We start from the raw sequence: 15,045 nt of genomic DNA on the forward strand, positions 1-15,045 counted from the left end.
TACGACATCTACGCCAACGGCACCCTGCGCACCAGCGTCGCCGGCAACGTGCTGACGTACACCGACAACCAGCCGGCCAGCGCCACCGTCTCCTACCACGTACGCGCCAAGGACGCCGCCGGCAACCAGTCGGCCAACAGCAACACCGTCACCCGCACCGGGTCGACCGGGGACACGCAGGCGCCGACCGCGCCGACGAACCTCGCCTTCACCCAGCCGGCCACCGGCCAGATCCGGCTCACCTGGAACGCCGCCACCGACAACGTCGGCGTCACCGGCTACGACATCTACGCCAACGGCACCCTGCGCACCAGCGTCGCCGGCAACGTGCTGACGTACACCGACAACCAGCCGGCCAGCGCCACCGTCTCCTATTACGTACGGGCCAAGGACGCCGCCGGCAACCAGTCGGCCAACAGCAACACCGTGACCCGCACCGGCAGCAACCCGCCCGGGTCGAACCTGGCGGTCGGCAAGCCGATCACCGCGTCGTCCACCGTGCACGTGTTCAACGCCGCCAACGCCAACGACGACGACGTGAACACCTACTGGGAGGGTGCCCCCGGCGCCTACCCGAGCACGCTGACCGTCTCGCTGGGCGCCAACGCCAGCATCACCGCGGTCGTGCTCAAGCTCAGCCCGTCGACGGCGTGGGCCACCCGTACCCAGACGTTGCAGGTGCTGGGCCGGGAGCAGAGTTCCTCGTCGTTCACCAGCCTGGTCGCCTCGGCGCCGTACACCTTCAACCCGGCGTCGAGCAACATCGTGACGATCCCGGTCTCGGCGACCGCCGCCGACGTCCGGCTCCAGTTCACCGCGAACACCGGGTCGTCGAACGGCCAGGTCGCCGAGTTTCAGGTGATCGGGACGCCGGCACCGAACCCGGACCTGACGATCACCGGCCTCACGGCCTCGCCGGCGTCGCCGGTCGAGACCGACGCGGTGACGCTGTCCGCCACCGTCCGCAACGCGGGCACCGCGGCGGCCGGCGCCACCAACGTCAACTTCTACCTGGGTACGACCCGGGTCGGCACCGCCGCGGTCGGCGGGCTCGCCGCCGGGGCGCAGACCACCGTCACCGCCAACATCGGGGCCCGCAACGCGGGCACCTACCAGGTCGTCGGCCGGGTCGACGAGGCCAACACGATCGTCGAGCAGAACGACGCGAACAACGAGTTCACCAGCCCGACCCCGCTGACGGTCCGGCCGGTCGACAGCTCCGACCTGGTCGCCGCCGCGGTGACCTGGTCACCGGGCACCCCGTCGGCCGGCAACACGGTCAACTTCTCGGTGGCGATCCGCAACCAGGGCACGGTCGCCTCCACCGGCGGCGCGCACGGCATCACTCTGACCGTGCTCAACGACGCCGGCACGGTCGTCCGCACCCTCACCGGCTCGTTCACCGGCACGATCGCCGCAGGTGCCACCACCGCACCGGTCAGCCTGGGCACCTGGACGGCGGCCAACGGCCGGCACACGGTCCGGGTGGTACTCGCCGCCGACGGCAACGAGCTGCCGGTCAAGCGGGAGAACAACACCAGCGAGCAGGCCCTGTTCGTCGGCCGCGGCGCCAACCTCCCGTACGACATGTACGAGGCGGAGGACGGCACGGTCGGCGGCGGCGCGCAGGTCGTCGGGCCGAACCGCACCATCGGCGACATCGCCGGCGAGGCGTCCGGCCGGCGCGCGGTGACGCTGAACAGCAACGGGTCGTACGTGCAGTGGACCACCCGGGCCGCGACGAACACCCTGGTCGCCCGGGTCTCGATCCCGGACGCGCCGGGCGGCGGCGGGATCAACTCGACGCTGAACATCTACGTCAACGGCACCTTCCACAAGGCGCTGAACGTGACCTCGAAGTACTCGTGGCTCTACGGCAACGAGGCGGCCCCGGGCAACTCCCCCGGTGCCGGCGGCCCGCGCCACATCTACGACGAGGCCAACGTGATGCTCAACTCGACGATCCCGGCCGGCAGCACCATCCGCCTGCAGAAGGACCCGGCGAACAGCACCACGTACGCCGTCGACTTCGTCAACCTCGAGCAGGTGTCGCCGCGGGCCAACCCGAACCCGGCCCGGTACGCGGTGCCGACCGGCTTCAGCCACTCCGACGTGCAGAACGCCCTGGACCGGGTCCGGATGGACACCACCGGCAACCTCGAGGGCGTCTACCTGCCGGCCGGCACGTACGAGACCGCGCAGAAGTTCCAGATCTACGGCAAGCCGGTCAAGGTCGTCGGCGCGGGCATCTGGTACACCAGGTTCCAGACGCCGACCAGCCAGGAGAACACCGACGCCGGCTTCGGGGTGCAGTCCTCGGCCAGCGGGTCGTCCTTCTCGCACCTGGCGTTCTTCGGCAACTACGTGTCGCGTATCGACGGACCCGGCAAGGTCTGGGGCGAGTTGAAGGACGTCGACAACATGACGATCGACAACGTCTGGGTCGAGCACACCGTGTGCGCGTACTGGGGCGTGAGCGTCAGCGGCCTGACCATCAAGGACAGCCGGTTCCGCAACACGTTCGCCGACGCGGTCAACCTGACCAACGGCAGCACCAACAACACCATCACCAACTCCGAGGGCCGGGGCAACGGCGACGACGCGTTCGCGCTGTTCTCCGCCGTCGACCAGGGCGGTGGGGGCGCCAACAACGGCAACGTGTTCGAGAACCTGAACGCCACCCTGACCTGGCGGGCCGCCGGCGTCGCGGTGTACGGCGGCTACAACAACACGTTCCGCAACCTCTACATCGCGGACATGCTGACGTACTCCGGGCTGACCATCAGTTCGCTGGACTTCGGGTACGCGTTCGTCGGGTTCGGGCCCGGTCTGACCCACTTCCAGAACATCTCGCTGATCCGGGCGGGTGGCCATTTCTGGGGTCAGCAGACGTTCGGCGCGATCTGGATGTTCTCCGCCTCGAAGGAGTTCCGCGGCATCCGGGTCTCCGATGTGGACATCGTCGATCCGACGTACTCCGGCATCATGTTCCAGACCAAGTACAACGGCAGCCAGCCGGAGAACCCGATCACCGACACCGTGCTGACCAACATCTCCATCTCCGGGGCGCAGAAGAGCGGTGACGCGTTCGACGCGAAGTCCGGGTTCGGCCTGTGGGCCAACGAGATGCCCGAACCGGGTCAGGGGCCGGCGGTCGGCTCGGTGACCTTCAACAACCTGCGGTTCAGTAACAACCACACCAACATCAGGAACACGACCAGCACGTTCACCATCAACATCAACCCGTAACCGCGCGGTCGATGGGTGCCGCCGGGAGGACGCCCCTCCCGGCGGCACCGTCGCGTCCGGACCCGGCTACGGGATCAGCAGGAGCTTGCCGGTGGTGCGGCGGGACTCGAGGTCGGTGTGGGCGCGGGCCGCCTCGGCCAGCGGGTAGCGGCCGCCGATCGTGATCCGCAGCGACCCGTCCGCGATCCGCCGGAACAGGTCGTCGGTCCGGGTGACGAGTTCGTCGCGGGTCGCCACGAAACTGCCCAGCGTCGGGCGGGTCACGTAGAGCGATCCGCCGGCGGCGAGGCGGGACAGGTCGAACGGCGGCACCGGGCCGCTGGACTGGCCGTACAGGACCAGCGTGCCGCGCCGGCGCAGGCTGGCCAGGCTCGCGTCGAAGGTGGCCTGCCCGACGCTGTCGTAGACGGCCGGGACGCCCGCTGCCCCGGTCAGCTCCCGGATCCGGTCGGGGAACTCGTCGTACCCGACGGTCCACTCGGCGCCCGCGTCGGCGGCCAGCCGGCGCTTGTCCTCGGTGGACGCAGTGGCGACGACCCGGCCGCCGAGCGCGGTGGCGAGCTGGGTGAGCAGCAGCCCGACGCCACCGGCGGCGGCGTGCACCAGCACGATGTCGCCGGGCCGCAGCGGGTAGGCGTCGAAGACCAGGTAGTGGGCGGTCAGCCCCTGCAGCAGGGCGGCGGCGGCGACCTCGTCGTCGACACCGTCCGGGACCGGGACGACCCGGTCGGCCGGGGCGAGCGCGTATCCGGCGTAGGCGCCGACGAAGTCGGCTCCGGCGACCCGGTCACCGACCGCGGGTGCGGTCACGCCGGCACCGACCGCGACGACCGTACCGGCGCCCTCGCTGCCCGGGGTGAACGGGAGCGGCATCGGGTAGAGCCCGGTGCGGTGGTAGACCTCGATGTAGTTGACGCCGACGGCGGCGAGCCGGACGAGCACCTCGCCCGGGCCCGGCTCGGGCTGGTCGAGACGCTGCGGGGTCAGCACCCCGGCGTCACCGGTCCGCGAAACCCGGATCACGTCCATCGTCACTCCCTCCGCCACGACCGTCCGCAATCGTAGGCCGGGCCGGCTCAGCCGGGCGGTGCGGGACCGTCGTCCGGCCGGGCCAGCAGGTGGAAGGTCATCGTGCCGCGCACCTGGAAGCCGAGGTGCTCGTAGAGCCGGATCGCACCTGTGTTGCTGGCGGCGGCGTGCAGGAACGGCACCTCGGCACGGGCGCGGATGCCGGCCGCGACCGCCCGCACCAGCCGGGTCGCCAGCCCGGCGCCACGGTGGTCCGGGTCGGTGCAGACGGCGCTGATCTCCGTCCAGCCGGGCAGCCGCATCCGTTCGCCGGCCATCGCCACCAGCTTGCCGCCGCGGCGGATGCCGAGGTAGCGGCCGGTCTCGACGGTCCGGGCCAGGAACGGGCCGGGCTTGGTCCGGGCCACCAGCGCCAGCATCTCCGGTACGTCGTCGACGCCGAGGGTCACCGCTTCCGGTTCCTCGGCGGTGGCCAGGGCCACGTCGACCAGTTGCACGCCGAGTTCGCGGGCGATCTCCCAGCCGGCCGGTACGACCGCGTCGACACTGGGCAGCAGGACGCGCACGCCGGGGGTGAGCAGGGTCGCCAGGTCGGCCCAGGCGGCGGGATCGCGGGCGTCGGCGAGGCCGACGAACGGCGTGATCTCGGCCGGGTAGGCCGCCGCCCGGCCGTGCGCCGTGGCCAGCGGGGCGTGCGGGCCGGTCAGCGCCGACCACACCGGGTTGTCCAGCGGATGAACACCGCCGGCGCCGGACGGCTCCCCGTCGACCAGCACGCCGGGACCGCTCACCGGACCGCCGCCGGCCGGTCGGTGCGGATGACGCCGTTCGCTCGCATCAGTGGTGCTCCTGTCGCGGTGCCGCCGGCCGGATCCGGCTGTCGATCACCGTACAGCGATCTTCACCAGCCCGGCGGCCTGACCCGCGAGGTCCCAGGCGTCGTCGGCACCGGGACCGGTGGTGACGACGTATCCGACCCGGTTGCCGGCCGGTCGGGTCGGGCCGATCCGCCGGCCGTACGTGGCGTCGACGACCAGCCCGTGCACGCCGGCCAGCCCGCCGGCGTCGGTGGCGCCGATCACCTCGCGGACGGTGCCCGGATCGGCGGTCAGATAGCGGATGGCGGCGCCGCGCGTGGCGTCGCGGGGCGGCGTCGGGCGGTTGCCCGCCATGAGTTCGAGGTAGTGGGCGGTCAGCGGGCTCTCGTAGGCGAGTTCGAGCAGTTCCATGATCCGGTCGCCGGGGATGCGGGCGGCGCAGCCGAGCAGGGCCGGCCCCTGGTCGGTGAGGATCCAGTCGCCGTGCAGGATCCCGTACGCCAGCCCGGCCGCCTCGACCAGGCGCCGCATCGACGTCGTCAGCCGGTCCCGCTGGGCCGAGCCGCGTGGGCCGGGCACCTGGTGGCCGATCTCGGCCGGATGCCCGCCCGGCTGGCGGTGCCTGTCGGTGACGGCGGTGAAGACGATCTCGCCGTCGTGGACCAGGCACTGGACGCTGACCCCGGCGCCGGTCAGCCGCTGCTCGACCAGGTAACGGGTCCGCCGCCGGCCGTTCCCCGGCGGCACGGCGGTGGTCGTCTCGTGCCAGGCGGCGGCCGGTTCGCCGGCCGGGTCGAAGTACGTGACGCCGACCCCGCCGGCCGCCGCGGCGGGCTTGAGCACGAACCCGCCGCCGCCGAGTTCGGCGCAGACCGCGCGGAGGTCGGTGGCGGGGGTGACCTCGGCCCACGCCGGCTGGCACAGTCCCGCCTCGACGGCCGTCTCGCGCAACGCGATCTTGTCGCGGAACACGGTGGCGGCCCGCAGGCCGGCCCCGGGCAGGCTCAGGAACCGGGCCACCCCGGCGGCGGCGAGCACCCCGGCCTCGGTGCCGGGCACCACCCGGTCGACGGCGGCATCGGGAGCGAAGGCGGTCAGCGCGGACAGGACGGTCTCGGTCTCCAGCCGGCGCACCGGCACCACGGCCGCGACGGCGGCGTGGTCGGCGGGCGCCCGGTAGAGGCCGCGGCGGGCGATGGTCTGCGGCGTCTCCACCAGCAGCACCGACCGGGGCGGGTGGTGATGGTCGCGCAGCAGTTGCGGGGCGTGCCCGATGAGGAGGGTGGTCATCCGGCGCCCCCGGTGCCCGCGGCCGGCCGGCGGCCCGGGTTCGGCCGGCGGGCCGCTGCGGCGTGCTGGGTGCGAGCAGGCATGACGAAACCTCCACAGCTCGCCCGGGGAGGGCGATGGTCGGCGGATACCGCTTGGTCGGTGACCGGTCGGACGCATTCGCGGCAAGCATTCGGCGTCGCAGATGGTACCGAGCCGATAACCGGTCTGGGAAGCGCTCAGACCAGACTCCGATGCAATTTCACGACCCTCGCGCCAGATACATACACATTGACAGGACATAATGTAAACATTGTTAGGCGAGAACCTCTGCGGTTAACGACAGACGAATCCACGATCACTCGCAGACATTCACCGTCGGCAATTGACCAGATTGGACGGACATGCGCCGGGCGGACCCGGGCGACCGACACGCCGGGCGGCCGGGTGGCCGCGGTCGCACCGGCCCTCGCGCATGATGGGCGGACCGCAGCCGCCCCCGGAGGACAGCATGCCGATCGACCACGACAAGACCACGAGCGGACCGGCGATCAGCCTCGACAAGTTCCAGGCCGCCGCCCCGGCCCTGGTCGACCTCTACAAGAGCGCGCGGGTGAGCCTGGACAAGTTCCGGCTCACCGGCCAGCGGGCCGCCGTCTACCTGGTCATCGACCACTCGGGGTCGATGCGCCCGTACTTCCGCGACGGCTCGGTCCAGGGGCTCGCCGAACAGGTCCTCGCCCTCGCCGCCCACTTCGACGACGACGGCTCGGTGCCGGTCGTCTTCTTCGACACCGTGGCACACCGGCCGGTCGAGGTGTCGGTGGGCGACCACGACGGCGCCGTCGACCGGATCCGGGCCGGCATCGGCCCGATGGGCCGGACCGACTACGCCGCCGCGATGCAGGCGGTGATCGCGCACTACCAGGCGTCGGGCAGCCGGGCACCGGCGTTCGTGGTCTTCCAGACCGACGGATCGCCGACGTCGCGCACGGCCGCCACCCGCACGCTGTGCGACGCCGCCCGGCTCCCGATCTTCTGGCAGTTCATCGGATTCGGCGACGACGAGTTCACGTTCCTGCGCCGGCTCGACGACCTGCCGGTGCCGGGGAAGCGGATCGTCGACAACGCCGGGTTCTTCGCCGCCGGCACCGAGCCGCGGTCGATCCCCGCCGGCACGCTCTACGACCAGCTGATGGGCGAGTTCCCGCAGTGGCTGGTGTCGGCCCGCGCCGCGGGCGTACTCCCCACGACCTGACCGCCCGGAGCGCTCCCACCGGATATCCAGCCGATCGGGGGCAACCAAAGGGTTGATCCACACTCATACATATCGATAGGCTTAGCGCTCGTTCAGGGCTGGCACAGCCCTGGTTGGCCGTGACGGGGAGGCCACGACCGACAGGAGCGCAGCATGGCCGGACCGACCCCCGGATTCAGCCGACGCACCCTCTTCCGGGGCACGGCCGCGGGCATCGCCGTCGTCGGCGGCGGCCTGGCCGTCGCCACCCCAGCGCACGCCTCGAACTTCTACAACCCGTTCGCCGGCCGGCCGATCTCCGACGGCTGGCAGGCGCACCTCAACCGCGGGTCGCTGGGCGGCATCGACTACCCGATGCCGGTCGGCACCAACCTGCCCGCCTGCGGTGGTGGCTCGATACAGAACATTCCGAACAACGGCACCGGCGGGCACACCGTCACGATCCACCACCCCAACGGCTACCGCAGCCAGTACATGCACCTGTCGGCCTTCGTCCTCGGCAACGGCGCGGTGGTGGGTGCCGGCGCGGTCGTCGGACGCTCCGGCGGCGCCGCCGGGGCGCCCGGGTCGGGGTCATCGACCGGACCGCACGTGCACTGGCACATGATCAACCCGAGCGGCCAGCGGATCAACCCGCTCGACTATCTGGCCGGGCTCGGCGGCGGTGGCCGGCTGCCGAAGACGTCGACCGCCCAGGACGGCATCCCCGGCACCATCTTCTGGAAGCGGGCGCAGAACTGGCTGCGGATCGAGGCCGGCTACACCGGGCCGATCGACGGCGTGCCGGGCGTCAACACGTACGCCGCGATGCAGCGCGAACTGCGTGACCATCACGGCTACACCGGACCGATCGACGGCGTACCCGGCCCCAACACCTGGGCGGCACTGCAGCGCCTGGCCGCGCGCTACGGCTACACCGGCCCGATCGACGGGGTGATGGGACCGAACTCCTGGCGCGGCGTGGCGCGGTTCCTCAACGAGGACCGCTGGGACTGACCTCAATGGAATATCCCAAATGGGATGCTTCCCAATCCATCGGTCAAATGCTATGAAATAACCACCGCCGTCCCCCACCCAGACCAGGAGAAACACATGGCCCGTACCCGCACCGCCACACTGCTCGCCGGTCTCGTGGCCGGCGCCGTCGTCGCGCTCGGACTGGCGACCCCCGCCCAGGCCGCCGGCGAGCACTACGTCTCCCTCGGCGACTCGTACGCCTCCGGCGTCGGCGCCGGCAGCTACACCGCCGAGAGCGGCAGCTGCAAGCGCAGCCTCAACGCGTTCCCCCAGCTCTGGGCCAACACGAACGCCCCCGCCTCGTACCGCTCGGTCGCCTGCTCCGGCGCCAAGACCGGCGACGTCGTCAACAACCAGCTCTCCGCGCTCAGCTCGACCACCACGCTCGTCAGCGTGGTCATCGGCGGCAACGACGTCGGGTTCGCCAACATCATGACGACCTGCGCGCTGGCCGGCACCAACGCCTGCCTCGCCGCGGTGACCAACGCGGAGAACCTGGCCCGCACCTCGCTGCCCGGCTGGCTCGACAACGTCTACAACGGAATCAAGAACCGGGCCCCGAACGCCGACGTGGTGGTGCTCGGCTACCCGACCTTCTACCAGCTCGGCACCCCGATCTGCCTCGGCCTGAGCGAGCAGTCCCGCGCGAAGATCAACTCGGGCATCAACCTGGCCAACGACATCATCTCGGCCGCGGCCGCCCGGCACGGCTTCACCTTCGGCGACGTACGGCCGCGCTTCATCGGCCACCAGCTGTGCAGTGGCGACAAGTGGCTGCACGCGGTCAACTTCGCCGACATCGGCGTCTCCTACCACCCGACCGCCAACGGGCAGTCCGGCGGCTACCTGCCGGTCTTCCGGAGCGCCGCGACCCTCGCCGCGAAGAGCTGACGATTCACCACCGCAGGGGCGCCGGCCACCGGTCGGCGCCCCTTTCGCGCGCCCGGCATACATTGACTTCAATAGTTAACTTTCCTAATATTTCTGGGATCAATCGAGTACGACCGATGCGGCGATCGGCGTACGCCCAGCCAGTTCCCTCTTCCCGTCCCTGAAGGGATCGCCGATGTCCGGATCCACGCACCCAGGCGGCGCCGCCCCACACCGGCCGCGCCCGTCCCGTACCCGACTCCTGGCCGGCGCGGTCGCGCTGCTGACGGCCGCCACCGGCGCACTCACCGCGTTGGCCCCGGCCGCCCCCGCCGAAGCCGTCGTCCTCCCCAACGGCTTCAAGAGCGTCGGCTACATGCCGTCCTGGGCCGGCAACGTCAACAGCGTGCAGTACGGCAAACTCACCCACATCAACTACGCGTTCGTCCTCCCCAACGCCAACGGCACCCTGCGGCCGGTGGAGAACCCGTCGAAGCTGACCCAGCTGGTGTCGCTCGGCCGCGCCAACAACGTCAAGGTGTCGATCGCCATCGGCGGCTGGAACAACGGCGACGACTCCGCCTTCGAAGCCCTCGCCAGCAGCGCCGGCACCCGCACCACCTTCGTCAACAGCGTCGTCGGCTTCGTCAACCAGTACGGCCTCGACGGCGTCGACATGGACTGGGAGTATCCCGACCCCGGCACCTCGGCCAACAACTTCACCCTGCTCATGCAGCAGCTCAGCAACGCGCTGCGCCCCCAGGGCAAACTCCTGACCGCCGCCGTCGTCTCCGAGGGCGGCACCGCGAACGGCGTACAGCCCGCCGTCTTCGGCTACGTCGACTGGCTCAACATCATGGCGTACGACGGCGGCAGCCCACACGCCAACTACGACTGGTCGATCAACAGCGTCAACTTCTGGAAGTCCCGCGGCCTCCCGGCTAGCAAGGCCGTCCTCGGCGTGCCGTTCTACAGCCGCCCCGGCTACCACACCTACGCCAGCCTCGTGGCGATGGACCCGGCCAACGCCAACCGCGACTGCACCACCGTCAACGGCACCCAGCAGTGCTACAACGGCCTGCCGACGATCCGGCGCAAGACCCAGTGGGCCCTGGCCAACGCCGGCGGCATGATGAACTGGGAACTGTCCCAGGACACCAACAACTCGACGTCGCTGGTCAGCGCCATCTACGAGACCATCATGGGCGGCAACCCGCCCGGCGGCCGGACCGGCCAGATCACCGGCATCGCCGGCAAGTGCGTCGACGTCGCCTCCGCCGCCACCGCAAACGGCACCGCCATCCAACTCTGGACCTGCAACGGCACCAACGCGCAACGCTGGACCGTCGGCACCGACGGCACCCTGCGGGCGCTGAGCAAGTGCGCCGACATCGCCAGCGGCTCCACCGCCAACGGCGCGCTCGTCCAACTCTGGGACTGCAACGGCACCGGTGCACAGGTCTGGCAGGCCCAGTCCAACGGCACCCTGCGCAACCCGCAGTCCAACAAGTGCCTGGACGCCTCCAACAACAGCTCCGCCGACGGCACCCGCCTGCAGATCTGGGACTGCTTCGCCGGCGCCAACCAACGCTGGGTGTTGCCAAGCTGACCTTGCTGGCCCCGACTGAGCCTGCTTGCCCCCGGCTGAGCTGGCCGGCCCCGCCCCCGGCGGGGCCGGCTTGCTCCAAGTTGGCTGGTCCTCGCTCGGAGTTGGCCAGCCCTGCCCCCGGCGGGGCTGGCTCGTCCCGCTTCGCGCCGCCTGAATGCACGTCTTCGCCCTGTCGGCTGCGACGGCTTCGCCGCGTGTCCCCGGGCTCCAGAGGGTGCGGCGGCGCTCGGTCGACTCGCGACTCTGGCGCGGTCTACCGCGGTCCGCCGCTTGCTTCGCCGATCGTGGCCGTTGGTAGCGCCCTGACCTGATCGTCAGGCGTCAGGCTGGTCGGGATCGTCGTGCCGCCTGTTGATCTGGGCGGGAGAGACCTTATCTCGGACGGATAAGGTCTCTGCTGCCCAGATCAGCATTCTTCCTGCCGTGCGCTCCCTCGGCCGGGCCGTCGAGCGAGGGCCAATGTGGGTGCGCGCTGCGTCGTTTCGTTGTTGATCTGGGCGCCAGCCACCTAACCAGCGACGGATAAGGTGGCTGGCGCCCAGATCAACTTGGCGACGGCCGGGTCGCGCCCTCCACACCCCACTCGAACCGGACACGGCCACCGCGCTGGGCCGGGCCGGATCGGCGCGCGGGTGGTGACGTGCGCGTACCAGGGCCGCAGAGCGCGGTGGTAGTGGCGCGGGCGCACCAGCGCCGTCGGAGCGGGACCAGCCAAGTCGGAGCGGGACCAGCCAAGTCGGAGCGAGCCGGCCCAGCCGGACGCCGGGCCGGCCAACTCCGAGCTAGCCAACCCCGCCGGAGGTGGGGCCGGCTAATCAAGCCAGGGCGGGGTCCGGCTGGATGACGGGGGCGGCGACGGGTGTGATGCGTTCCGCGGGGACGTGGGCCGGTGGCTTGCCGCCGTCGGCGGCGATCCGCAGGGCCTCGATGAGCTGGCGGTAGAGGTCGTCGGTGGCGTACAGCTCGGCGTGGGTGCCCCGGGCCCGGATCTGCCCGCCCTCCATGACCGCGATCTGGTCGGCGTCGAGCACGGTGGACAGCCGGTGGGCGATGGTGACGACGGCGCCGGTCGCGGCCCGTTCCTGGATGCACCGGTGCAGTGCCGCCTCGGTCAGGCCGTCGACCTGTGCGGTCGCCTCGTCGAGCAGGAGCACGTCCGGGGTGCGCAGGATGGCCCGGGCCAGGGCGATGCGTTGCCGCTGGCCGCCGGAGACCCGGCTGGTGGTCAGGTCGGTGTCGAGGCCGTCGTCGAGCGCGGCGACCTTCTCGTCGAGCTGCACGGCGGCCAGTACGGTGCGCAGTTCGTCGTCGGTGGCGTCGGGGTGGGTGAAGAGCAGGTTGTCGCGGATGGTGCCGGGCAGGACCGGGGTTTCCTGTTCGACGTACGCGAGCCGGGCCCGGATCTCGTCGTTGGTGTAGCTGGCGTACGGCCGGCCGTCGAGCTGGATTTCGCCGTGCGCCGGTTCGAGGAAGCGCAGCAGGAGGGAGAACAGGGTGGTCTTGCCGGCGCCGGAGGGGCCGACGATCGCGATGTGGCCGCGTCGTGGCACCTCGAGCGTGACGTCGCGGACGACGTGCGGGCTGTCGGGGCCGTACCGGGCGGAGACGCCCCGGAGGGCGAGCACGGGCCCGTCGGTGCGGGCGGGTTCGGCGGCGGCCGGGCCGGCGGGCCGGACCGGGTCGCGGTGTTCGAGTTCGATCGCCTCGATCTCGCGGATGCGGGCGGCGGCGGCGATGCCGGCCTGGAGCGCGGTGACGTTCTGGGTCAGTTCGGTGATCGGGCCCATGAGCTGGAAGGCGTAGAGGAGGAACGCGATCAGGCTGGAGATCTCCAGCAGGCCGAGTTCGGCGCGCCAGGCTCCGATGCCGAGGATCACGATGATCGACAGTTGGATGCCGGTCCAGGCGATGGTCCAGACCTGGGCCGTACGCCGGGCGGCGCGGACGGCGTGGCTGGCGGACTCCCGGGCGGCGGTAATGATCTTGTCGCCCTGGCGGGCCTCGGCGCGGCTGGCCTTGACCGTACGGATGGCGCGCAGGGCTCCCTCGAGCGCGCCGCCGAGCTGGCCGACGGACTCCTGCGCCTGCTCCTGGGCTTTGGCGATCGAGGGCATGAGGGTGGCCATGATGATGCCGACGACGATGACGGCGGCGATGACGCAGCCGAGCAGGACCAGGTCGAGCACGCCCATCAGGACGAGGGTGCCGACCAGGGCCAGGGCGCCGTTGACCAGGCCGACGATGCTGCTGGACGCCTCGTGCAGCAGCCCGGTGTCGGAGGTGACCCGGGTGACGAGTTCACCGGTCGGGCGCCGGGTGAGGGCACCGATCCGGGCGGCGAAGTAGCGCCGGACGATCGAGGTGCGGGCGTCGAGCACGACCCGTTCGGCGAGCGTGCCGAGCAGGATCCACTGCCAGAGCGAGATGGCGGCGCCGACCACGACGAGGACCAGCAGCACGCTGATCGGGCCGGTCATCGACGCGGAGGCGCCGAGGGAGTCGAGGACCCACTTGGTGACCATCGGGGTGGCCAGGCCGGCGGCGTTGGCGATCAGGCCGAGCACCAGGCCGAGCAGCAGCACCCGCCAGTGCGGGGCGACGAACGAGGCGAGCAGCCGCAGCCGGGGGAACCGGCCGCCGGCGTCGGGTGGTGCGGTCGGAGCTGACGGTACGGGAGACGCGGTATCAGTCACTGCCTAACTGGAACACAGATGTTCCACTACGGTCAAGTGGATTACCGGATAGGAACGTTATACGCTCAGCACGTGAGTGATCAGCAGCAGTCCGCCACCCGCGCCCGCACCCGGCAGGCGATCATCGACGCCGCGATCGGGCTGCTCGCGCAGGACCGCGCGGCAACCCTCGGTGAGATCGCCACCGCCGCCGGCGTGGGCCGGACGACGCTGCACCGCTACTTCGCCGACCGCGCCGAACTGATCGCGGCGATCGACGCCGAGGGCGAGCTCCGGCTCGAACAGGCGATCACCCGGGCCCGTCTCGACGAGGGCACCGGCGCCGAGGCGCTGCTCCGGCTCTGTCAGGAGTACTTCGAACTCGGCGACCTGCTCTCGCTGGTGTTCGACGAACTGCAGGGGACGGCAGAGGTGCCCTGCCTCGGGCCTGACGAGCCGGCTACGGGCGCCGGCGGGTCCGAGTCGGCCGGTCAGTGCACCCCGGCGCTCGAGGCCGCCGTACGGCGGGGCCAGCACGACGGATCGATCGATCCCGGCCTGCCGGCCTTCTGGCTGGAGAGCATCCTGTGGGCGCATCTCTACACCGCGTGGAGCGTCACGACGCAGGGCAACCTGGCGCGGTACGAGGTGCTGCGGCTGACCCTGCGCACCTTCGAGGGAGCACTCGCCGGCCCGCGCTGACCGGCGGCGCCCCTACCCCGGCCGGTCGGCGGCCGCCACCCAGTACGTCTGCTTGTGCCCACGCGCCTCCATCGCGGCGGCCAGCTCGTCGGCGTCGGCGCGCAGTTCCCGGCGGGCGACCTCGTAGCGGTTGCCGTTGTCGTCCTGGCGCCACACGACCCACCGGCCGCCCCGGTCACCGTCGGGCGACCCGGCGGACCGGCGGGCGACGACGATGAACTCCCCGTCGCCGGCACCCACCGGCTGCCGCTCCCAGCCGCCGTGCACGCGTTCGACCACCAGCCCGGCCGCCTCCAGTGTGGACCGCAGCTCGTCCTCGGTCCGGAACCGCAGCGTCGCGGTGCTCGACAGCACGGCGTCCGGCAGCGTGTAGTGCCGGGTGAAGCTGACCACGCCGTCTCGTACGGCGGTGACCTCGGTCCAGATGCCGACCCGGGAACCGTCGGGCAGCGACACCCGGCGGCGGGAGTCGACCGGGTTCCACCGCTCCCACTCCCGGGCCGCCGGGTCGCGCGAGTCGAAGAGCAGCCGCCCGCCCGGGACCAACGCCCC

General features: G+C 71.4%; 11 protein-coding genes. 6 read left to right on the plus strand and 5 right to left on the minus strand.

Going from position 1 to position 15,045, the window contains the following annotated elements; all coding sequences use genetic code 11:
- On the plus strand, positions 1–3,249 hold a 3,249-nt coding region (locus AB0I42_RS14070; protein ID WP_357537335.1), incomplete at its 5' end, for a CARDB domain-containing protein.
- A gap of 66 nt (positions 3,250–3,315) precedes the next feature.
- Here AB0I42_RS14070 and AB0I42_RS14075 read toward each other — a convergent pair.
- The 3 genes from AB0I42_RS14075 to AB0I42_RS14085 form a co-directional block, all read right to left on the minus strand.
- The gene (locus AB0I42_RS14075; RefSeq protein WP_357537337.1) at positions 3,316–4,278 is read right to left on the minus strand and encodes a quinone oxidoreductase; all 963 of its coding nucleotides are present in this window, start codon (positions 4,276–4,278) and stop codon (positions 3,316–3,318) included.
- Between the two features lie 47 nt (positions 4,279–4,325).
- Positions 4,326–5,069, minus strand: a complete 744-nt coding sequence (locus tag AB0I42_RS14080) for a GNAT family N-acetyltransferase (RefSeq protein WP_357537339.1) — start codon at positions 5,067–5,069, stop codon at positions 4,326–4,328.
- Between the two features lie 93 nt (positions 5,070–5,162).
- A complete protein-coding gene (locus AB0I42_RS14085; protein WP_357537341.1) occupies positions 5,163–6,386 on the minus strand; it encodes a biotin carboxylase in 1,224 nt (407 codons plus the stop codon).
- Positions 6,387–6,876: 490 nt separating this feature from the next.
- Between AB0I42_RS14085 and AB0I42_RS14090 the strand changes: the two genes are divergently transcribed.
- The 4 genes from AB0I42_RS14090 (at position 6,877) to AB0I42_RS14105 (ending at position 11,119) form a co-directional block, all read left to right on the plus strand.
- A complete protein-coding gene (locus AB0I42_RS14090) occupies positions 6,877–7,623 on the plus strand; it encodes a VWA domain-containing protein (RefSeq protein WP_357537342.1) in 747 nt (248 codons plus the stop codon).
- A 153-nt stretch (positions 7,624–7,776) separates the two neighbouring features.
- Positions 7,777–8,619, plus strand: a complete 843-nt coding sequence (locus tag AB0I42_RS14095) for a peptidoglycan DD-metalloendopeptidase family protein (RefSeq protein WP_357537344.1) — start codon at positions 7,777–7,779, stop codon at positions 8,617–8,619.
- 96 nt (positions 8,620–8,715) lie between these two features.
- Positions 8,716–9,531, plus strand: a complete 816-nt coding sequence (locus tag AB0I42_RS14100) for an SGNH/GDSL hydrolase family protein (protein WP_357537346.1) — start codon at positions 8,716–8,718, stop codon at positions 9,529–9,531.
- Positions 9,532–9,706: 175 nt separating this feature from the next.
- Positions 9,707–11,119 carry a glycosyl hydrolase family 18 protein gene (locus AB0I42_RS14105; RefSeq protein WP_357537347.1) on the plus strand — a complete coding sequence of 471 codons (1,413 nt, stop codon included), beginning with the start codon at positions 9,707–9,709 and terminating at the stop codon, positions 11,117–11,119.
- An 815-nt stretch (positions 11,120–11,934) separates the two neighbouring features.
- Here the strand turns inward: AB0I42_RS14105 and AB0I42_RS14110 are convergent.
- On the minus strand, positions 11,935–13,812 hold the full coding sequence (locus tag AB0I42_RS14110; protein ID WP_357537349.1) for an ABC transporter ATP-binding protein: 1,878 nt from the start codon (positions 13,810–13,812) through the stop codon (positions 11,935–11,937).
- A 72-nt stretch (positions 13,813–13,884) separates the two neighbouring features.
- Between AB0I42_RS14110 and AB0I42_RS14115 the strand changes: the two genes are divergently transcribed.
- On the plus strand, positions 13,885–14,493 hold the full coding sequence (locus tag AB0I42_RS14115) for a TetR/AcrR family transcriptional regulator (protein ID WP_357537351.1): 609 nt from the start codon (positions 13,885–13,887) through the stop codon (positions 14,491–14,493).
- A gap of 12 nt (positions 14,494–14,505) precedes the next feature.
- On the opposite strand, the gene AB0I42_RS14120 is transcribed toward AB0I42_RS14115, so the two are convergent.
- Positions 14,506–15,039, minus strand: coding sequence for a hypothetical protein (locus AB0I42_RS14120; RefSeq protein ID WP_357537511.1), 534 nt, complete (start codon positions 15,037–15,039; stop codon positions 14,506–14,508).
- Between the last annotated feature and the right edge of the window lie 6 nt (positions 15,040–15,045).

The sequence above is a fragment of the Polymorphospora sp. NPDC050346 genome (assembly GCF_040655695.1).
GTDB lineage: Bacteria > Actinomycetota > Actinomycetes > Mycobacteriales > Micromonosporaceae > Polymorphospora > Polymorphospora lycopeni.